Source organism: Marinobacter bryozoorum (assembly GCF_023156245.1).
In the GTDB taxonomy this organism is placed as follows: domain Bacteria; phylum Pseudomonadota; class Gammaproteobacteria; order Pseudomonadales; family Oleiphilaceae; genus Marinobacter; species Marinobacter bryozoorum.
On the sequence record NZ_JAKZAH010000010.1, the window covers coordinates 83,939 to 102,368 of the forward strand.

The 18,430-nt window shown below is 61.5% G+C and carries 21 protein-coding genes; 13 read left to right on the forward strand and 8 right to left on the reverse strand.

The window, feature by feature from the left end; translation table 11 throughout:
* Window positions 1–51 precede the first annotated feature (51 nt).
* Both MLC59_RS08080 and MLC59_RS08085 read left to right on the forward strand, forming a co-directional pair.
* Window positions 52–495, forward strand: coding sequence for an acyl-CoA thioesterase (locus tag MLC59_RS08080; protein ID WP_248233201.1), 444 nt, complete (start codon window positions 52–54; stop codon window positions 493–495).
* Complete coding sequence (locus MLC59_RS08085; RefSeq protein WP_248233202.1) at window positions 482–1,639, forward strand: HD-GYP domain-containing protein; 1,158 nt, start codon at window positions 482–484, stop codon at window positions 1,637–1,639. The genes MLC59_RS08080 and MLC59_RS08085 overlap by 14 nt, the downstream gene beginning before the upstream one ends.
* A 7-nt stretch (window positions 1,640–1,646) precedes the next feature.
* Here the strand turns inward: MLC59_RS08085 and fghA are convergent, their stop codons facing one another.
* On the reverse strand, window positions 1,647–2,492 hold the full coding sequence (fghA, locus tag MLC59_RS08090) for an S-formylglutathione hydrolase (RefSeq protein WP_248233204.1): 846 nt from the start codon (window positions 2,490–2,492) through the stop codon (window positions 1,647–1,649).
* 64 nt (window positions 2,493–2,556) lie between these two features.
* A complete protein-coding gene (locus MLC59_RS08095) occupies window positions 2,557–2,985 on the reverse strand; it encodes a CBS domain-containing protein (RefSeq protein WP_248233234.1) in 429 nt (142 codons plus the stop codon).
* Between the two features lie 292 nt (window positions 2,986–3,277).
* Between MLC59_RS08095 and MLC59_RS08100 the strand changes: the two genes are divergently transcribed.
* Entirely contained in the window at window positions 3,278–4,636 is a 1,359-nt protein-coding gene (locus tag MLC59_RS08100; protein WP_248233206.1) for an alanine/glycine:cation symporter family protein, read from the forward strand.
* Between the two features lie 200 nt (window positions 4,637–4,836).
* A complete protein-coding gene (locus MLC59_RS08105) occupies window positions 4,837–5,490 on the forward strand; it encodes a peroxiredoxin (RefSeq protein WP_248233208.1) in 654 nt (217 codons plus the stop codon).
* A 114-nt stretch (window positions 5,491–5,604) separates the two neighbouring features.
* On the opposite strand, the gene MLC59_RS08110 is transcribed toward MLC59_RS08105, so the two are convergent.
* The 3 genes from MLC59_RS08110 to MLC59_RS08120 form a co-directional block, all read right to left on the reverse strand.
* Window positions 5,605–6,387 carry a MetQ/NlpA family ABC transporter substrate-binding protein gene (locus MLC59_RS08110; RefSeq protein WP_248233210.1) on the reverse strand — a complete coding sequence of 261 codons (783 nt, stop codon included), beginning with the start codon at window positions 6,385–6,387 and terminating at the stop codon, window positions 5,605–5,607.
* 220 nt (window positions 6,388–6,607) lie between these two features.
* Entirely contained in the window at window positions 6,608–7,273 is a 666-nt protein-coding gene (locus tag MLC59_RS08115; RefSeq protein WP_248233236.1) for a methionine ABC transporter permease, read from the reverse strand.
* Entirely contained in the window at window positions 7,273–8,280 is a 1,008-nt protein-coding gene (locus MLC59_RS08120; protein ID WP_248233212.1) for a methionine ABC transporter ATP-binding protein, read from the reverse strand. Before MLC59_RS08120 ends, MLC59_RS08115 begins: the two co-directional genes overlap by 1 nt.
* A gap of 236 nt (window positions 8,281–8,516) precedes the next feature.
* Here MLC59_RS08120 and MLC59_RS08125 point away from each other — a divergent pair, with 236 nt between their 5' ends.
* The gene (locus MLC59_RS08125) at window positions 8,517–8,834 is read left to right on the forward strand and encodes an HDOD domain-containing protein (RefSeq protein WP_248233213.1); all 318 of its coding nucleotides are present in this window, start codon (window positions 8,517–8,519) and stop codon (window positions 8,832–8,834) included.
* A complete protein-coding gene (locus MLC59_RS08130; protein WP_248233215.1) occupies window positions 8,762–9,502 on the forward strand; it encodes a GAF domain-containing protein in 741 nt (246 codons plus the stop codon). Before MLC59_RS08125 ends, MLC59_RS08130 begins: the two co-directional genes overlap by 73 nt.
* 49 nt (window positions 9,503–9,551) lie before the next feature.
* Here MLC59_RS08130 and MLC59_RS08135 read toward each other — a convergent pair whose 3' ends face one another.
* Window positions 9,552–10,145 carry a hypothetical protein gene (locus tag MLC59_RS08135; RefSeq protein WP_248233217.1) on the reverse strand — a complete coding sequence of 198 codons (594 nt, stop codon included), beginning with the start codon at window positions 10,143–10,145 and terminating at the stop codon, window positions 9,552–9,554.
* Between the two features lie 157 nt (window positions 10,146–10,302).
* Window positions 10,303–11,796, reverse strand: a complete 1,494-nt coding sequence (locus tag MLC59_RS08140) for an amidase (protein WP_248233219.1) — start codon at window positions 11,794–11,796, stop codon at window positions 10,303–10,305.
* Between the two features lie 165 nt (window positions 11,797–11,961).
* Here MLC59_RS08140 and MLC59_RS08145 point away from each other — a divergent pair, with 165 nt between their 5' ends.
* The 3 genes from MLC59_RS08145 to MLC59_RS08155 all read left to right on the forward strand — a co-directional run bounded on the left by MLC59_RS08145 (window position 11,962) and on the right by MLC59_RS08155 (window position 14,328).
* On the forward strand, window positions 11,962–13,083 hold the full coding sequence (locus MLC59_RS08145; protein ID WP_248233223.1) for a lytic transglycosylase domain-containing protein: 1,122 nt from the start codon (window positions 11,962–11,964) through the stop codon (window positions 13,081–13,083).
* 73 nt (window positions 13,084–13,156) lie between these two features.
* On the forward strand, window positions 13,157–13,927 hold the full coding sequence (locus tag MLC59_RS08150) for a sulfite exporter TauE/SafE family protein (RefSeq protein WP_248233237.1): 771 nt from the start codon (window positions 13,157–13,159) through the stop codon (window positions 13,925–13,927).
* A gap of 110 nt (window positions 13,928–14,037) precedes the next feature.
* The gene (locus tag MLC59_RS08155) at window positions 14,038–14,328 is read left to right on the forward strand and encodes a ferritin family protein (RefSeq protein WP_248233224.1); all 291 of its coding nucleotides are present in this window, start codon (window positions 14,038–14,040) and stop codon (window positions 14,326–14,328) included.
* Between the two features lie 56 nt (window positions 14,329–14,384).
* Here the strand turns inward: MLC59_RS08155 and MLC59_RS08160 are convergent, their stop codons facing one another.
* The gene (locus MLC59_RS08160; protein ID WP_248233226.1) at window positions 14,385–16,349 is read right to left on the reverse strand and encodes a sensor domain-containing diguanylate cyclase; all 1,965 of its coding nucleotides are present in this window, start codon (window positions 16,347–16,349) and stop codon (window positions 14,385–14,387) included.
* 207 nt (window positions 16,350–16,556) lie between these two features.
* Between MLC59_RS08160 and MLC59_RS08165 the strand changes: the two genes are divergently transcribed.
* The 4 genes from MLC59_RS08165 to MLC59_RS08180 all read left to right on the forward strand — a co-directional run.
* Window positions 16,557–17,309 carry a MotA/TolQ/ExbB proton channel family protein gene (locus MLC59_RS08165; RefSeq protein ID WP_248233228.1) on the forward strand — a complete coding sequence of 251 codons (753 nt, stop codon included), beginning with the start codon at window positions 16,557–16,559 and terminating at the stop codon, window positions 17,307–17,309.
* Window positions 17,296–17,706 (forward strand): ExbD/TolR family protein, encoded by a 411-nt coding sequence (locus tag MLC59_RS08170; protein ID WP_248233230.1) that lies wholly within the window; start codon window positions 17,296–17,298, stop codon window positions 17,704–17,706. The genes MLC59_RS08165 and MLC59_RS08170 overlap by 14 nt, the downstream gene beginning before the upstream one ends.
* Window positions 17,703–18,116 (forward strand): ExbD/TolR family protein, encoded by a 414-nt coding sequence (locus MLC59_RS08175; protein ID WP_091851701.1) that lies wholly within the window; start codon window positions 17,703–17,705, stop codon window positions 18,114–18,116. Before MLC59_RS08170 ends, MLC59_RS08175 begins: the two co-directional genes overlap by 4 nt.
* The coding region (locus MLC59_RS08180; RefSeq protein WP_427901708.1) for a hypothetical protein at window positions 18,113–18,430 on the forward strand (318 nt) is incomplete at its 3' end. The genes MLC59_RS08175 and MLC59_RS08180, both read left to right, overlap by 4 nt.

Genomic DNA, 18,430 nt, shown 5'->3' on the forward strand with positions numbered 1-18,430 from the left:
ATCGGTCCGGGCCGGTTACACTGTGAGCTTACGGGAACAACAGGAGAGGTCATGAGTGATACCCCTATGGAATTCCGCTTCCGGGTCCGCTACGGCGAATGCGACGCCCAACAGGTAGTGTTCAACGCCCGTTACGCCGATTATGTGGACATTGCCGTTAACGAATACATCCGCGCCGTATTCGGCCACTACCAGAATATGCTCGATGCCGGCCTGGACATGCAGGTGGTCAGTATGACCCTCAACTGGTCCGCGCCGGCTCGCTTTGACGAGGTGCTCAGTGCCCGCATCAGTGTGAAGCGGCTTGGCAATACCTCGTTTACCCTTGAGGTGAACTTTGTCCGATACCCGGATGAGACGCCCATCGCCACGGCGGACGTAGTCTACGTCATGATTGACCCGGCTACCCTCAGCAAGAAAACCCTTCCCGACGACGTCCGTGAACGGATGGTCACCGCCGGCCAGGGTGTCGTGGTCAGCCATGCCGGAGAGTAAGTCTGCCGACCTCAGCCAGGGTCTTGTCCGGGTCGCCCCGGGCGTCCTGGTTGTGGGCAAACCCCTGCCGTGGCCGGTCTTCGACAACCAGGGTGAGGTACTGCTGGCCCAGGGTTACGTTGTTCAGAGTGACACCCAGCTGGAGCAGCTCTACAAACGGGGCATGTTCTATCCCCGCCAGGCGGAAAACCCGGACGAGGAAGTCCAGGAAGATGTAGCCGAAGGTGAGCGCAACCCCTTCTCGGACTACCGCGCCTTGCTGAAAACCCTGAAGCGCACACACCAGGCCATTTCGGCCCGCGACCCGGAGGCCCGCCTCAAGCTATTGGGCCTGGCCCGGCTGATTGACCGGATCTGCCGCGAAGCACCGGACCCCACCCTGGCGCTGGTTCACCTGTATTCGGTGGAACCCACGGCCACAGAGCAATCACTTTTCTACTCGATTGTCTGCCACTTCACCGCCACAGAACTGGGCATGGAAGAGGGCCGGCGGGTGGTACTGATGGCAGCCGCGCTTTCCGCTAACCTGGCATTGATGCCAATCCTGGACCGTTTGAATGCCTCCAGCCACGGACTTACGGATCAGCAGCGCACGATCATCCACCGCCATCCCCAGCTGGCCGCCCGCGCACTCCACGATGCGGGCATTGAGAACCGCCTGCTACTGAAGATCATCATGCAGCACCATGAGCGCTCTGACGGCAGTGGCTACCCCGAGGGGCTTGAGGGTGACACCATCCTGCCGGAGGCCAGCATCCTGGCGCTTTCCGAGCACTACGTGGCCCTGATCAGCCGTCGTGGCTACCGGCCCCGGAGAAACATCACCCAGGCCCGCAAGGCCATCGCGGATGCCGCCCGGGAGAGCACCCGCCCCAAACTCTTCCAGGCCCTGCTTAACGCGCTCACCCCCTACCCGCCAGGGGCGCTGGTCCGCCTGGCCAACAACGAGATTGCCGTGGTCACCCACCGTCCGGTAGAACGCAGCAGGCATGTCGTGAAAGCCATCAACGACCCTCGGGGCAGCGCCTACCTGACCGGTTTCCGGCGCACTACGGACTTACTGGAGTTCAACATACGTGCGGTTGAAGTAGTCGACATGATGCCCCCCATGGACTTCCAGGCGCTGTGGGACTACCAGGCTTGAGTGGTGGTCACGCCAGCCCCAGTCCCCGGGCGTGGTGGTCCAGGTGATCATCAATAAACGAGGCAATGAAGAAGTAGCTGTGGTCATAACCCCGGTGCATGCGCAGGTCGATATGGTGGTGGGCCTTCTCACAGGCATCCGCCAGGGCCTCCGGTGACAGCTGTTCTTCAAGGAAATCATCTGCCGTGCCCTGGTCCACCAGCAGCGGCAGCCTTTCTTCCGCTTCCGGAATCAGCAGGGTGGCATCCCACGCTTTCCAGGCTTCCTCATCCTCACCCAGATAACCGCTGAAGGCCTTGCGTCCCCACGGACAGTTGGTGGGATTCGCGATAGGCGCAAAGGCCGAAACCGACTGGTACCGCCCCGGATTCTTCAGGGCACAGATGAGCGCACCATGGCCGCCCATGGAATGGCCGCTGATGCTGCGCTTGCCGGTCAGCGGCAGCTCCCTCTCCAGTAATGCCGGCAACTCGGATACCACATAGTCGTACATGCGGTAATGACGGGACCAGGGCTCCCTGGTGGCGTTGATATAGAACCCGGCCCCGGATCCGAAATCATAGCTGTCGTCTTCGCCGGGCAGGTTCACGCCCCGGGGGCTGGTATCCGGGCAGACCAGGGCCATCCCCAGCTCGGCGGCACGGCGCTGGGCGCCGGCCTTCTGCATGAAGTTCTGGTCCGTACAGGTAAGCCCGGAGAGCCAGTACAGCGCCGGAACCGATGCCGGCTCCCGGGCGACGGCCGCAGGTGGCAGGAAAACGGCAAACTCCATGTCGCAGTCCAGCACTTCAGAGCGGTGACGATACCGGCGATGTTCGCCACCAAAACAGACATTGCTTGCCAACAGTTCCATACCTAACCTCCGATAGACTTTCAGAATAAACCGGTGGAGGGCAGGCCGAACAGAATATTCCCGGTCAGTCAGCCCCGGCAAACCGGCCTACATCAATACCGGCACCAACCCGGGCCAGCTCCGCCAGAATGGACGTGCGGGTGACAATGCCCACCAGCCGGCCATGATCCACCACAGGATAAACCTTGGGCTTGCCGTGACCAAGGTTCTGGGCAAGGTCGACCACGGACATCTCCGGACTGATGGTAACCGGCTCTCCCTTCATCACGTCATCCACCGAGGGCTCGCCTTCGCTGTGGTAGTTACTGACCAGCAGGGCATGGATGCAGTCCTGCTCTGACACAAAGCCCACCACCTTGCGGTCCTTATCCACTACGGGCAGACCGGTTACATGGTTCTGTAACAGATGCTTTACCAATGCTGGCAACGGCGTACCCAGCCGTACGGGTTCAATGTGGTTCCACATGATGTCCGAGGCTTTCAGTGATCGCATCATGATCGTCTTCCTGTTCCTTGTGTTCCACCGGCCAGTTCGCTGACCGGTCCAGGCCGCACCGGCTTCGTGTTGCGAGGCACCCGGGACAACCGGCTTGCCTATAACCTTAGCAAGAAGCTGGCGAAACGAAATGTTCAGTTTCTCACCAAAATCGAAGAAAGTTCCCAACTCACTGATTTGAAACATTTACATACACGCCTGACCGGCTAAACTTCAAGCGGACCTTAAAAAGAATCAATAAGCCCCGCGCAACAGACGCTGCAGGAAGGGGCTTGCGACGGAGACACTCATGGAAGCCATAAGCAATCTCGTTTCGGCCATTAACGGCCTGGTATGGGGACCGCCCATGCTGGTGCTGATTCTCGGGGTGGGGTTGTTCCTCAGCCTGGGTCTCAAGCTGATGCCCATCCTCCGGCTGGGTGAAGGGTTTCGCCTGATGTGGAAAGGCCGTACGGGTGGTGACGCAGAGAATGAAGGTGACATCCCGCCTTTCCAGGCGCTGATGACCGCCCTGTCGGCCACCATCGGTACCGGTAACATTGCCGGTGTCGCCACCGCCGTCTTCCTGGGGGGCCCCGGGGCCCTGTTCTGGATGTGGCTGACCGCCCTGGTTGGCATGGCCACCAAGTACTCGGAAGCGGTACTCGCGGTGAACTTCCGGGAAGTGGACGAGCGCGGCAACTATGTCGGCGGTCCCATGTATTACATCCGTAACGGGCTGGGCAAGAAGTGGGCGTGGCTGGGCGTGTTGTTCGCCATCTTCGCCGCCATCGCCGGTTTCGGCATTGGCAACACCGTGCAGGCCAACTCGGTGGCGGACGTCCTGCAAACCAACTTTGCCCTGCCCCACTGGCTGACCGGCGTCATCCTTGCCGTACTGGTCGGTCTGGTCCTGATCGGTGGCATCCGTCGTATTGGCCAGGTGGCCAGCGCCCTGGTCCCGCTGATGGCCGTTTCCTATGTGGTGATCGGCCTGGTCGCGCTGGCGGTCAATGCCACTGAACTGCCAGCTGCCTTTGCCATGGTATTCACCGATGCCTTCACCGGCACCGCTGCCGAGGGCGGGTTTGCCGGCGCCGCCGTATGGGCTGCTATCCGCTTTGGTGTGGCGCGGGGCGTCTTTTCGAATGAGGCCGGCCTGGGTTCCGCCCCTATCGCCCACGCCGCCGCCCAGACCCGCAACCCCATTAACCAGGGCATGGTAGCGATGCTGGGTACCTTTATCGACACCATCATCGTGTGCACCATCACCGGTATGGTGATCATCACCTCCGGCGCCTGGAGCAGTGGCGAATCCGGTGCTGCACTGACTTCCAACGCCTTCGCCCTGGGCATCCCCGGCGGCAACTACGTGGTAGCGGTGTCCCTGGCGATCTTTGCCTTTACCACCATCCTGGGCTGGTCCTTCTACGGCGAGCGCAGCGTGGAGTTCCTGTTCGGTGTCAAGGCGATCGTGCCTTACCGGGTGCTCTGGATCCTGGCGATCCCGATCGGTGCTACCCTTAACCTTGGCTTTGTCTGGTTGCTTGCTGACACCCTTAACGCCATGATGGCACTACCCAACCTGGTGGCCCTGGTGTTGCTCAGCCCGGTGGTATTCCGCCTGACCCGGGAGCACTTTGAAAACCAGAGAAAGATCGGGGTCTGATGACGCTGTCGGCATAACCCGATTACGAAATCGTATAACACCGGGGCGCCTGCCCCCTTGTGGAGTGGCGCCTTCGGTCCCATAACTGTTGGGTATAAGACCCTGCTGCCGGCTGACAACGGTTACCGGCAGCCTTACGGACATCTAACAGAGCCTTGCAGATCACTGCAGGCCGCAGTACCGACAACGGAGGAGAAGGTATGAGTTTACGTCTTGGTGATACCGCACCTGATTTCGAACAGCAGTCCAGTGAAGGTACCATCCGTTTTCACGAATGGCTCGGTGACGGCTGGGGAATCCTGTTCTCACACCCGGCCGACTTCACCCCGGTGTGCACCACCGAGCTGGGCCTGACCGCCAAGCTCAAGGACGAATTCGCCAAGCGCAACGTCAAGGCCATCGCCCTGAGCGTCGACCCGGTGGATTCCCACAAGGAGTGGATCAGCGACATCAACGAAACCCAGGGTTGCTCGGTGAACTTCCCGATCATCGCCGACGAGGACCGCAAGGTGTCCGAGCTGTACGACATGATCCACCCCAATGCCGACAACAGCCTGACGGTGCGCTCCCTGTTCGTGATCGACCCGAACAAGAAGATTCGCCTGATCATCACCTATCCCGCCAGCACCGGCCGCAACTTCAACGAAGTGCTGCGGGTCGTTGACTCCCTGCAACTGACCGACGACCACAAAGTGGCCACTCCGGGCAACTGGGAACGCGGCGATGACGTGGTGATCGTACCGTCCCTGCAGGACGAGGACGAAATCAAACAGCGCTTCCCCAAGGGCTACAAAGCCGTGAAGTCCTACCTGCGCATGACCCCGGACCCCAAGTCCAACTGGTCAGGCGACTAAAACCTCGCCAGCGTCGTACCGCGCACTGCCTGTGCAGTGCGGCGCTCGCAGACAAAAAAACCGGCCCGTTTCTACGCGGGCCGGTTTTTTTGAACCTGAAGAAAGCGGGCCGGATCAGAACGCCGGCACAACCGCCCCTTCATACTTCTCTTCGATAAACGCACGCACGTCCTCGGACGTCAGCGCCTCTGCCAGCTTCTGCATGGCCTCGGAGTCCTTGTTGTCCGGACGGGCCACCAGGATATTCACGTAAGGAGAGTTGGCACCTTCGATCACCAGCGCATCTTCCGACGGGTTCAGACCTGCTTCCAGGGCATAGTTGGTATTGATCAGCGCCAGGTCCACCTGGTTCAGGATACGCGGCAGCGTGGCAGCCTCCAGCTCCTTGAAGTCCAGGTTCTTCGGATTCTCGGCAATGTCCCGCGGCGTGGCGGTAATCTTGCTTTCATCCTTCAGCTTGATCAGCCCGGCATCCTGCAGCAGCAGAAGCGCACGGCCACCGTTGGTGGGGTCATTGGGGATCGCCACGGTAGCGCCCTCTTCCAGCGCATCCAGCGAGTCCACCTTCTGGGAATAGGCCCCGAACGGCTCGATATGAACACCGGTCACGGTCACCAGATCCGTGCCCTTACCATCGTTGAACTCATCCAGGTACGGCTGATGCTGGAAAAAGTTCGCATCCATCCGCTTCTGGTCCACCTGGATATTCGGCTGCACGTAATCGGTAAACACCTTCACCTGCAGGTCCACACCGTTCTCCTTCAGAGCCGGCTGCACGAACTCCAGGATCTCCGCATGGGGAACCGCCGTCGCCGCAACAGAAAGCGTTTCCTCCGCCTGTGCGCCGGAAAAGGCCGCAAACGCGGTCAAACCAACCAGTGTTTTCTTGAAATTCATAAAACTCTCCCAATTGACGACAAAAATTCGTTCAAACCCGAAGGCAACTCCTAACTTTGGGAGCCTTCCGGCTGAGAAGTTTTCCCCGGACCCTGGAGCGCCATGGATGGCGCGACGGAGCCCTACATGGACGTACTTGCGAGGCGTGTCCGGGGAAAGCTTATCGGCTGGAAGGCTTCTCCACCGAAGCCACCAATCAACTTACCAAAAACCGTAACAGTCACTTCCGGCTAAAATACAAAACCAGCCGATCCCCAAGCATCTGCAACAGCTGCACAAACACCACCAACAACGCCACAGTAATCACCATAACGTCCGTCTGGAACCGCTGATAACCGAAACGAATGGCCAGGTCACCCAGACCACCGCCGCCAACCACGCCAGACATGGCTGCGTAGGACACCAGCGTAATCGCCGTCACCGTAATACCTGCGATGATACCCGGCAGGGCCTCCGGCAAAAGCGCCCCGAAAATAACCTGCCGCACATTGGCCCCCATCGCCTGGGTCGCCTCAATAATCCCCCGGTCCACCTCCCGCAGGGACGTCTCCACCAACCGGGCAAAGAACGGGGCACCGCCAGCCACCAGCGGCGGAATCGCCCCAGCCACACCCAGGGAGGTGCCGATTATCATCACCGTCACCGGAATCATCACGATCAGCAAGATGATAAACGGCACCGACCGCAACACATTCACGATAAACGACAGGATGGCATAGGCCACCGGCTGCTCCAGCAACTGCCGCTTGCCGGTCAGGAACAGCAGCACCCCCACCGGCAGACCGATCAGCACACTGAACAGCAGCGACATGCCCACCATCACCAGGGTGTCCCAACTGGCCCAGCCAATCTCCACCCAGTCCACGTTCGTCAGCAGGGAATCCATCATCGCACCACCTCCACATGGACATCCGCCGCCTCAAACTCGGCCATGGCCTGATCCAGGTTACCGCCCACCAGCGACAGCGTCAGCTGGCCATAGGGCGTATCCTTGATATGGTCGATACGCCCCGAGAGAATGCTGAAATCCACCCCGGATTGCCTGGCAACATGACCCAGCAATGGCTTATAAGTGGACTCACCCCTGAAGGTCAGTCGAAGAATCCGGCCGGGGGCATGCTGGAGGTCCTGCTGCAGCTCATCCCGGTCCACATTCTCGCTCTCGAACACGAAGTCCCGGGTGGTAGGATGCTCCGGGTGCAGGAACACATCGGTGACCGCCCCCATCTCCACGATCCGGCCGCCGTCCATCACCGCTACCCGGTCGCAGATACGCCGCACCACATCCATTTCATGGGTAATCAGCACGATGGTCAGCCCCAGCTCCCGGTTGATCTCCGCCAACAGGCGCAACACCGACTGGGTGGTTTGCGGGTCCAGGGCACTGGTGGCCTCGTCGCACAACAGGATGGTCGGCCGGCAGGCCAGCGCCCGGGCAATACCTACCCGCTGCTTCTGGCCACCGGAAAGCTGGGACGGGTACTTGTTGCCCTGATCGGTCAGACTGACCAGTGCCAGCAATTCCGCCACCCGGTCGCGAATCTCCGCTTTCGAATAGATACCAGCCAGCTTCATGGGAAAGGCGATGTTGTCCGCAACGGTGCGGGACGACAGCAGGTTAAAGTGCTGGAATATCATGCCCACCTTGCGACGGAAAGCCCGCAGCTCGGCGGCGTCATAGTGTGTAACGTCCTCGCCATCCACCAGCACCCGGCCGCCGGTGGGCCGCTCCAGCAGGTTGATCAGCCGCACCAGGGTCGACTTGCCGGCGCCGGAATGGCCCACAATGCCGAACACCTCGCCGGTGTCGATGGTCAGATCGGTGGGGTGCAACGCGGGGATCGCCCGATCGCCCACCTGGTAGGATTTCTGAACCTGGTCGAGTTCAATCACAAATCACAAACCTTCCGTCAGGCACTGGCCGACGCCTTGTGGGCGCGGCACGAAAAGCCGCTGATTATAACGCAATCAATACGGAAACCCGAATGTTGGTTTTTGTATCCGCGGGGCGCGGTGCGCTGGGGCCAAACCGGAAGTGTAGTACCATGAATCAATTGTGACATTACCGATCCACCATTGATCCAGAGGCTCTGTGCACCGTGACTGATACCACACCGCCAGGCTCAAGGATGACATCCACCCAGGCATGGGTTTCCTACCTCAGCCGTGTTGAACTGCCGGTACTGGCCAATACACTCAAGCGTATCAATGAACTAACCGACAGCAACAGCAGCACCGTCAGCCGGGCGATCACCCTGATCGGTTTCGATTCGGTGAAGTCCATGGCGATTTCTTCGCTGATCGTCGACTCACTGCTTGGTCGCAGCTCCCGCCCCAGCTGCTCAAATGCCTGGCCCGGGCTATCCACGCCGCTGTGCAGGCCCGCTGCCTGCTACCGAAGCGCAACGAACAGGCCCTCGAAGAAGTGTTTATCGGCGCACTGCTGATGACCATCGGCGAACTCGCCTTCTGGGCCTGTGATACCGAACAGGCCAGCGAGCTGGCCCGGCTGAATGCCGGTGAAGCCAGCAAGGTGGCGGTATCCCTGGGCATTCCCCAGATCCAGGCACTGCTCCCCGGTGGCAGTGGTGACCTGGAGGCCCCCTCACCACCGGCCATCGACGCTGGCCTGCAGTTGCGGATACTGAGGGACCTGGCCCAAAGCCTCACCGAGAAACCGGATCTCAATACGGTTTTCCAGTTAGTGCTCGAAGGACTCCACCGGGGCATTGGCCTGACCCGGGTTGCCCTGTTGATGTCTGACCGTGAAGGACGACGGCTGACATTGCGCAAGTGCGTGGGGCCGCAGACCGACAGTTGGCGTGAGGAGTTCTATATCAACCGGGACGGCAGTGGCCCTCTTGGCCAGTTACTGCCCCTGGGTAGCAGCACCATCTACCATCCGCCTCGCAACACTGTCGAGCAGGGTTTCGACCCCTGGCTGGGGCGTGTGCCGGCACTCACCGGGCCCTTGCTGGCCAATGGCCGGATGCTGGGTATGTTCTATGCCGATTTCGGGGCTACCGGTAGCGAGCCAACGGATGAACACCTGCAGGCGTTCAGTCATTTCCTGCAGCATGCCCAGTTATGCCTGACGCTGCTGTCCAGTCAATGAGACCACTCACTAACTGGCAGGCAGGTTTTCAGGTGAAATGATGGCTACCTCAGTGCAGTGCACGCATCTGCCGGGGGTAAAGCGCCGCGCTCACTTCCGGCTCTTCCAGCAGGTCTGCCAGCTCCCTGTCCACCTCGGTTTCCTCCCCCTCTTCGGGGAGTGGCTCGAACAGGGTGTTGAGCCACGAGGTTACTGAGGGCGCCTCTTCCCGCTCGTAATCGTTCGACAGGGCACCGATACTGCGAAAGCCAATGATCCGCTGATGGCGAGGATCACGGATCTGCTCAAATCCGCGCCAGTAGATCCGGTCGCGGGTATGGAGCTGGACGAACAGCGTGTCGATGGGTTCCGGGGTGTCTTCCTTTTCCCGGCGTGCTTCTGCCTCAGCTTCGGCGTTGCGCTGGCGAATGGTGGTCCAGGCCGGGTACAGCAGCGCCACGGCGTCGGCCTCCACATGTTCCCGGGCAGCGCGCAGGATCAGGGCCCAACGGGCCTTGTCGGCATCGGTCTCAAGGGAGTTGATGGGAAGGTCGTAGCTCTGTTCACTGGACAGTACGATGGCCATGATCGGCGCATCCAGCTCACCCATGGCTTCCGCCTGTGCTACTGAAACCAGTTCTTCGATTGCCATCGGTTGGTTCATGGTACTCGCCTCCTCGATGCCATCTGAAAGGGGAGCTGGTGCGGGTGCCAGCTCCAGAAAACGGGCAGCCAGGCTGGCTGTCCGTCAGATACAGCATAGCCTGTTCTACCCTGAAAAATAAACGTGGGAATGAAGGCAGCAGATCACAAGCCCGTCATTAAACTTCATCAACGCCGCGTTTCCAGAGGCTTTCGTACCGGCTGTACCAGGGCGCGGCTTCCTCCAGTTGTGCTGCCAGCTGCAACAGCCGACCCTCCTCGCCGTGGGGAGCCCCGAACTGCACACCCACTGGCAATCCCTCATCACTCCAGCCCAGGGGCAGGGAAATGGCAGGTGTGCCGGTCAGGTTGGCCAGCTGGGTAAACGGCGTGTGGGCCAGGCTCTCCATGGCCAGCTGGTCGACAATGCCGGTTTTGAGCATCAGCTTGCCGGCACGGGCCCGCACCAGCAGTTTCGAGACCATCTGCATGGCCGGGGGCAGGTCCAGCTCACCAATGCGCGCCGGGGGCTGGGCGGTGGTGGGGCAAAGGTACAGGTCGTACTGACCAAAATACTGGCCCAGGGCGCGGGCAAACCCGTTCCACTGCTGGCGCATAGCCACGTACTCCGGCAGCGGAAAACTGCGACCGAGCATGGCAAGCAGACGGGTGTCCAGCTCGACATCCTCGTTGCCGGCGCCCTCAGCCTTGGCCATATCCATGAATACCGGCACTTCGCCAAAGTAAATGCCAAGGTAGCACCGGGCCAGGGCGTCACCGTCCAGCTCCGGGGCGGCCTCTTCCACGTGGTGCCCCAGGGCCTCCAACTGCCGGGCGGTTTGTTCAACCGCAGCCACGCAGTCCGGGTGGACCTCACCACCATAGGGTGAACGGGTGAATACACCAATGCGCAGGCGGCCCGGCGCCTCAGCGGCCAGTTCCGCCCACGGCCTTTGCGGAGCGGCAATGCGGAAGGGTTCACCGGCCGTACCGCCGGCCAGAACATCCAGCAGGCCAGCGGCGTCCCGCACGGTGCGCGTGACCACGTGGTTATCGGCCGCACCGATCCAGCTCTCCCCGGCATAGGGCCCCCAGGAAACCCGGCCCCGGGACGGCTTGAGTCCGACCAGGCCGTTATAGGCCGCCGGTATACGGATAGATCCCCCGCCATCGTTGGCGCCGGCCACTGGCACTACACCGGCGGCCACCGCCGCACCGGAACCACCGCTGGAGCCCCCCGGCGTCAGGTCGGTATTCCAGGGGTTTCGGGAAGGCCCCCAAAGCTTTGACTCGGTGACCGCCTTGAGTCCGAATTCCGGCGTCGCCGTGCGACCGATAAACACCAGGCCAGCCTCCCTGGCCTTCACCACATAGTCGGAGTCCTCCGGCATTACCCGGTTTCGCAACCCCCGGCTACCCATGGTGCAGGGCTGGCCTGCCTGCTCCTGCCCCAGGTCCTTCAGCAACATCGGGACACCGGTGAACGGGCCCGCATGGACCGCCTGGCTCCGGGCTTCTTGATACTGGGGCAGGCAGATAGCATTCAGGGCGGGGTTCACTGACTCGGCCCGGGCGATGGCCGCTTCAGTTACTTCGGAGGCAGGCAGCTCACCCCGGCGTACCAGGTCGGCCAGGCCGGTGGCGTCGTATTGCAGATAGTCCGAAACTTTCATGGTGTTAATCCGTTGTCGTTTTGATTCTTCGGGGTGTTGCGGTATAGGTAGTCGAGGTTACATCCTTTTGCTGTTACGAGGTTAGCAGCACCAAACTCACACGCCGACGAATCCGGTACACAACGCACCAATCCCGTTGGTCTGTTACCAGCCCAGAGGAACCACATGACTGCCTGGCCCATTCGCAACCCGATGCTGAAGGTGCTGCTGTTCATGCTTTGCGCTCTGCCCCCGGTGGCCCGCAGTGAAGCGCCAGCACCTGTGGAAGACTGGCAGGCGATCATCCGCAGCGCGCCCTACTGGAGCAGTCAGGGTGTCTTCAGCAATATCCTGGATATCCGTCGCTGGGTGCTGGAAGAATCCGCTTATTGCTCGGACTCCGACCGCCACCTGTTGTTCGGTCACCGCGGCCAGTTCATCGGCTATATCAGCGATGGAAAGACCAGCGCAGAAACCCAGCAAAAGCTGAACCAGCAGCGGGAAAAGCTTGCCCGCCAGGGTCGCGCCACCGGCTGGACACCAGGCGATGCCAACACCACCGGCTACCCCTTCGCCCTTGGCTGTGACCAGCCCCATGCACGGCTTAACGAGGCCCTGGATCGCTACCTGGGCAAGGCGCCCGCTGACCGCCTGTGGGGACGCTGGGACGACCTGGATTTCGCCAGCCAGGACGGCCCCGGCAACCTTCATGAAGCCCTTACCTATGTCTACGAGACGCGCCGGCAGCAACAGCGCCTGTCGCTGCCAGCGGAACTTCCCCGTTACCTGGCCGGCATGCTGCTGATCGAGAGCGGGGGACAAACCCGCGCCCATTCAGCGGCGGGTGCCCGGGGCATCATGCAGCTTATGCCCGTCGTGCTCCGGGATTGCGGCGTGGCGGAGCGCAACCACTGGCACCGGCTGGCCCAGCTCGACTGTGCCATGAAGCTGATGAACCACAATGCCCGGGTGCTGGAACCGGTGATCAACAAACACTTCCAGCAACTGCCGGAAGGCAAGCGCCAGCGTCTGTTTACCCTGTTGCTGATCCAGGCGTACCACGGCGGTGCCGCCCGCATAGGGCGCCTGATGGAAAACGAAGACCTGCGTGGCCCGGCCCGCTACTTTGCCAAACACCATGAACGCTTCAGTGCCGGCGATATCGCCTTTGGCATGGTGTTCCACAACCTCGGGCGGGATCGACTGGGGCTGGCATCGCTGTATTATGTGGCCGATGTAGAACTGGCAACCCAGGTCCTGTGCAACCAGCCCGCGCTGGCACAAACACCCTTCTGCCAGACGCCCTGACGTACTAGTGTCCCGTTTGGTTAATTCGCTGACCTACTGCGTGACGCTGGGTTCCCGGTCCGCCATTACCGTTGTGGAGAATGCCTTGCTGTCACTTCTGCCCCCGGGCCTGGCCCCGGAAATTGCCCTCATATTACTGGCATGCTCTACCCTGACTTCGCTGATCACGGCTGCCCTCGGCGCGGGTGGCGGGGTAATGCTGCTGGCCCTGATGGCCATGTGGGTGCCACCGGCGGCCATTATACCGGTCCAGGGCATGATCCAGCTGGGCTCCAATGCGGGGCGCATGGGCATGACCTGGCGCCACGTTGACTGGCGAGTAATTGCAGCCTTCGTGCCCGGCGTCCTTCTCGGCGCCGTGGCCGGGAGCCTTTTGCTGGTGCGCCTGCCAGCCTGGGTGTGGCAAGTGACCATCGCCGTATTCGTACTCTATCTGTGTTGGGGGCCAAAGCTGCCACCGCTGGCCATGGGGCGAACCGGGATTTTCGTAGCCTCGGCCCTTACCAGTTTTATCTCCCTGTTCGTTGGAGCCACGGGCCCGCTGGTAGCCGCCTTTATCAAGCAAATCCATACCGACCGGTTCACCACCGTGGCCACCTTTGCCACAGCCATGACCCTGCAGCACCTGCCCAAGGCCCTGGTGTTCGGCCTGGCCGGCTTTGTGTTCCGTGACTGGCTGTGGTTCCTGGCCGCCATGGTTGGCATGGGTTTCCTGGGCACCTGGCTGGGGCTGCATGTCCTGGGACGATTGGGCAACCAGGCCTTTCAGCGTGTATTCAACCTGCTGCTGACCCTGCTGGCACTGCGACTGCTCTGGCTGGCCTGGCTGCAATGGGCGGGATAGGCCCTGATTACAGGGCGGGCTGGCCAGAGGCCAGCAGTCCCGGCTATGCTTGTTACAGTCAGGAATAACCTTAAGCACAAAGACCCAACCCGACCAACACAGGAGGCCCCATGGCCAGCGATAACCTGCACGCCCCTCGCGAGAAACTGTCCAAGAAAACCCTGCACATGCACCATGCCATCGTGTCACTGATGGAAGAACTGGAAGCGGTTGACTGGTATCAGCAGCGGGCCGACGACTGTGATGATGAATCCCTGAAAGCCATCCTGCTGCACAATATGCGGGAAGAGATGGAACACGCCGCCATGGTCATCGAATGGCTGCGCCGGAACAATGACGACTTTGCCGGCTTCCTCAAGGAGTTCCTCTACAGCGAAGGGGACATTGTCGACCATCACTGATCGCTGCTGTTAGCCGGTCCAATCAGCCAGCCGGCACCTTCTGCGCCGTTTACCGCTCAGGCGTCGGCAGACGGCACCGCAACCACCTGGTTCCGTCCCCGGGCCTTGGCCGCATAGGCGCCCTCGTCGGCACGGGCCAGGGCTTCCCGGGGACTGCTGTCGCCGGCACTAAGGTCCGTCAGTCCGATACTCGCGGTCACACCGAACTGACGCCCTTGCTGCGCCAGTTTCAGTTTCTCGATGTCCGACCGCACCTGTTCAGCCAGGCCCGTACCCCGATCCAGGCCGCAGGCCGGCAGCAGGATGGCGAATTCATCGCCGCCGAAGCGGGCCACGGCGTCGGTCTTGCGCACCGCCTGGCGGAGGATGTCGGCCAGTTTCCGCAACAGCTCATCCCCCAGCAAATGCCCGCCCTCATCGTTTACCGGCTTGAAGTGGTCCAGGTCGATCAGCATCAGTACGGTCGGCACCTCCAGAGTGGAAGCCTGCGCAAGCCACTTGACCAGTTCGGCCGAGAAAGCCCTTCGGTTGAGCAGCCCCGTCAGGCTGTCGTGGGTAGCCTGCCATGACAATTGCTGTTCCTGGCGCCGGCGCTCGCTGTCATCGCGGATCACGAAGACGAGGCGCTCATCCGGCTCGCCCCGGCTCACATGCAGCACGGTGATCTCCACATCCAGCGATTGGTCGCGCTGATTGCGAAGCACCCCGTCCATGCCATGGATCTCGTCGCTGTCGAGGAAGTGTGCGGCGCTCCACTGCTCATGTCCGGTTTCGAAGCTCACCAGCTCGAATAAATGGGCGCCCACCAGGTCATCCACCCGACCAAGGAACGTCCCTGCAGCCAGGTTGGCATAGCGGATGTTGCCCAGGGTGTCGGTCATCACCACGCCTTCCTGCAGGGCACCGAGAATGCTGTCGCCCCGCTGCTGTTCGGCCCGTAACCTGGCTTCCACCTCTGTACGGTCCGACATGACCCGGTTGAAGGCCTCGGCCAGTTCGCGGATTTCCTGGTAGCCCACTTCCTCCACAGGCTGTTCCCGGATGCCCAGGTGTCGGGCGTGGATCTGGTCGGCCAGCTCCCGCAGGGGGTTCAGGTAACGCCGGAACAGGAAAAACGAGAACGGCAGCATCACCAGTACCACCATGATGGCGATCCAGGCCAGGTTCTCACCCAGCCGGTTGGCAGGCGCATAGGCGTCGTCCAGTGGCCAGGTGGCGGAGACAAACCAGGGCGCCATGTTCAGCTGCTGCACCGCCACCATGGCTGGCTCGCCGTCCCGCGACACGCCCTCGGTTACACCCTCGAAGCCCTCAGTCGCCGCCCGGTCAGCCGGGTTGTCTGGGGCCACCGTCTGTATGCCGCTGAGATAGCCTTCCTGCACCAGGACCAGGCCAGACCGGGAGGCCAGCGTAATATAACCTTCATTCCCGATACCGGTGGTGCTGATTTCACTGAGGAAGTTATTGGAGGTCAGTACAATGGAGCCTGAGAGCACGCCAACCAGGGCGCCGTTATGGTCAAAAACCGGTGCCGTCATAACCACGGTGGGCAGCTCGCGGATATAGGAGGTAAAAGGTTCGGAAATCTGCGGAGTCAGTTGATCAATCGTATCCCTGAAATAGGCCCTGCCGGAGAGGTTCGCGCCCTCCAGTTCGGCGACTTCAGGATAGCTTTCCAGCACCCGACCCTGCGGGTCGAACAGAAACAGGTGTTCAAACAGGTGGGAGACCGGCCGCTGGCGTTCCATGATCAGTCCCGAGAACTGGCGAAATGAGACCGCATCCATGCTCACCGCTGAGGCCGCCTCCGTAAGCACGCCGAAGCGCTCAATAAGCTTGCGGTCCAGCTCATAGGCCAGCATTTCAGCCACCGTGGCCACCTGGCTGCGGGCCTGCTCTTCGAGCTCCTGGCGGCTGATCGCCATGTTCACCAGGCTGACCGCCACCACGGTCAGCACGATGGCGCTGACAAACAGTGCCAGGCCACGGTTGGCCAGACGGTCAAACCAGGAACGGATCAAGCCGGGCCTCCCTTGCCGCTGGCGCAGTCTCCCCTGTCCAAATACATCATTAAAGGCAGGCCTTCTCTCCTTGGAATTCTCTGAATTACATCAACTTTGCAACAGTCTAACAGACCAGCCCCGCCCCTGCGCGGACTGCACGAACACTGGATCTTACTAATAAAAATTGTTATCGTTTGCGTTAAATTATCCATCAGGACTGACACCATGCCTGAATCTCCCCAACTTTCTGCTGCACAAAGCCCACTGGCGTCCCTGGTCGATACGGGCGGGCCGGTCATGTATGTCCTGATCGCGCTGGCTGTTCTGGGCTTGCTCACATTTTTTTACCTGATCATCACCGGCACACTCTTCTCCCCCCGCTCAGGCGGTCGCGTCCGCCGAGATGTGGAACGGTGGCAGCAGGCCGGACGAACAAACATACCGGACCAGCCGGCGGGCTTTTTCGCTCGCTGTAATCCGATGCATGGCCTGGCCCGCCGGGCAATGAGCGGGGTCACCCAGCGCGAACCGGCCGACATGCTGCGGGAGAACCTGGCTCAGGGCGCTCAGAAGGCGCTGCAGCCATTTGAGGCGCCCCTGAAAATCATCGAAGTCATCGCCGCCCTGGCCCCGCTGCTGGGCCTGCTCGGTACCGTCATGGGCATGATGGAAGCCTTCAGCGCCATGGCGACAACGGAAGGGCGTGCCAGCGCCAGCCAGCTCAGCGGCGGCATTTACGAGGCCCTGAGCACCACCGCCGCCGGCCTGGTGATCGCGATTCCCTTCGCAGCCATCGCCGCCTGGTGTGAGTTCCGGCTGCGTCGCCTGAACAGCCAGATGAATGAACGGCTGCTGGGCATCCTCAATGCGGCCCAGACGGAAACCGTAGTGGACGCCCCCCGCAGTACCGCCCGGACTGCCGACAGCAGCAGCCAGCCCCCCTATCAGCCGGCCAGTGTCGCCCATGCCGCTGGTTAAGCCCAGACCCGCACGCCCCATGCCCATCCGGATGACACCACTGATCGATGTGGTGTTCATCCTGCTGGTGTTCTTCATGGTCACCAGCTATTTGCTGCCCACCGGGTACCTGGAGCTGGAGAACGACACTGCAGAGGGTCGAGGTGGTGACGGCGAGCCCCTGCCCCAGCTACAACTCCAGGCGGATGGCCAGCTACAGTGGGACAGTCAGGACTGGAGCCTTGCCGAGGTTACTGAACGCCTCGCCAGTCAGGGGCAACAGGAGGTACGCCTGGCCACCGACGGCGACGTACCCCTGGATCAGTTCACCCGGACCCTGAGCACCCTCGACAGCGCCGGCATCAAGGCCCACTGGAAACGCACCGCACCGGACAGCCCCACTACACAACAACCATGACACCACTGACCCCGGAACCCTTCGAAGACAGCAAGTCACTGCTGGAGCGCGTCGAAGACAGCCTGTTGCCGCTGATCAACCTGGTCTTCCTGCTGTTGATGTTTTTTATCGTGGCCGGGCAGCTGACCGATACTGTCTTGCCCGAACTGCCGGAAATGACGGCGGAAAACACCGACGAACAACCCGAGGCGGACCTGGTGGTGAATGAACAGGGGCAGTACCTGGTGGCCAACAAGCCCGTCACCCGAGAGGCCCTGGCTGATGCACTGCCTGCCCCTGATGAGGTGATGGAGCCGCTCCGGGTTGGGGCAGCAGGCGTTACCGCCATGAATGACCTGGAAGCGCTGTTCCGCGCACTGGAAGAGCTGGGGTACAGCGAGGTGATCCTGCTGACGGAGCCCGCGGAATGAGCCAGACCGCCAGGGCCATCATCCTCGCCGTCGCCATCGCCCTGACCGCCATGACCCTGTGGCTGGCCTTGCCCGGTGTTCCCACCCTGGAACTGCGCACGGAAGGCAACGCCAGTACCACGGCACCCGCCCTGAAGATCCAGCTGGCCGGGGCGCCAGCAGCCGAGGCATCGTCAGAGCCTGCCCCGGAGCCAAAACCTGTGCCGCAACCTGAGCCCGAACCCGAATCCGAACCTCAGCCAGAGCCAGAGCCAGAGCCAGAGCCAGAGCCAGAGCCAGAGCCAGAGCCAGAGCCAGAGCCAGAGCCAGAGCCA

Excerpts from the sequence above, each read along its gene's own strand:
- MLC59_RS08125 (WP_248233213.1), top strand. The coding sequence starts at position 8,517 with ATGACATCCACCCAGGCATGGGTTTCCTACCTCAGCCGTGTTGAACTG.
- fghA (WP_248233204.1), bottom strand. The coding sequence starts at position 2,492 with ATGGAACTGTTGGCAAGCAATGTCTGTTTTGGTGGCGAACATCGCCGG.
- MLC59_RS08105 (WP_248233208.1), top strand. The coding sequence starts at position 4,837 with ATGAGTTTACGTCTTGGTGATACCGCACCTGATTTCGAACAGCAGTCC.
- MLC59_RS08165 (WP_248233228.1), top strand. The coding sequence starts at position 16,557 with ATGCCTGAATCTCCCCAACTTTCTGCTGCACAAAGCCCACTGGCGTCC.
- MLC59_RS08170 (WP_248233230.1), top strand. The coding sequence starts at position 17,296 with ATGCCGCTGGTTAAGCCCAGACCCGCACGCCCCATGCCCATCCGGATG.
- MLC59_RS08080 (WP_248233201.1), top strand. The coding sequence starts at position 52 with ATGAGTGATACCCCTATGGAATTCCGCTTCCGGGTCCGCTACGGCGAA.
- MLC59_RS08110 (WP_248233210.1), bottom strand. The coding sequence starts at position 6,387 with ATGAATTTCAAGAAAACACTGGTTGGTTTGACCGCGTTTGCGGCCTTT.
- MLC59_RS08100 (WP_248233206.1), top strand. The coding sequence starts at position 3,278 with ATGGAAGCCATAAGCAATCTCGTTTCGGCCATTAACGGCCTGGTATGG.
- MLC59_RS08140 (WP_248233219.1), bottom strand. The coding sequence starts at position 11,796 with ATGAAAGTTTCGGACTATCTGCAATACGACGCCACCGGCCTGGCCGAC.
- MLC59_RS08095 (WP_248233234.1), bottom strand. The coding sequence starts at position 2,985 with ATGCGATCACTGAAAGCCTCGGACATCATGTGGAACCACATTGAACCC.
- MLC59_RS08085 (WP_248233202.1), top strand. The coding sequence starts at position 482 with ATGCCGGAGAGTAAGTCTGCCGACCTCAGCCAGGGTCTTGTCCGGGTC.
- MLC59_RS08115 (WP_248233236.1), bottom strand. The coding sequence starts at position 7,273 with ATGGATTCCCTGCTGACGAACGTGGACTGGGTGGAGATTGGCTGGGCC.
- MLC59_RS08145 (WP_248233223.1), top strand. The coding sequence starts at position 11,962 with ATGACTGCCTGGCCCATTCGCAACCCGATGCTGAAGGTGCTGCTGTTC.
- MLC59_RS08175 (WP_091851701.1), top strand. The coding sequence starts at position 17,703 with ATGACACCACTGACCCCGGAACCCTTCGAAGACAGCAAGTCACTGCTG.
- MLC59_RS08135 (WP_248233217.1), bottom strand. The coding sequence starts at position 10,145 with ATGAACCAACCGATGGCAATCGAAGAACTGGTTTCAGTAGCACAGGCG.
- MLC59_RS08155 (WP_248233224.1), top strand. The coding sequence starts at position 14,038 with ATGGCCAGCGATAACCTGCACGCCCCTCGCGAGAAACTGTCCAAGAAA.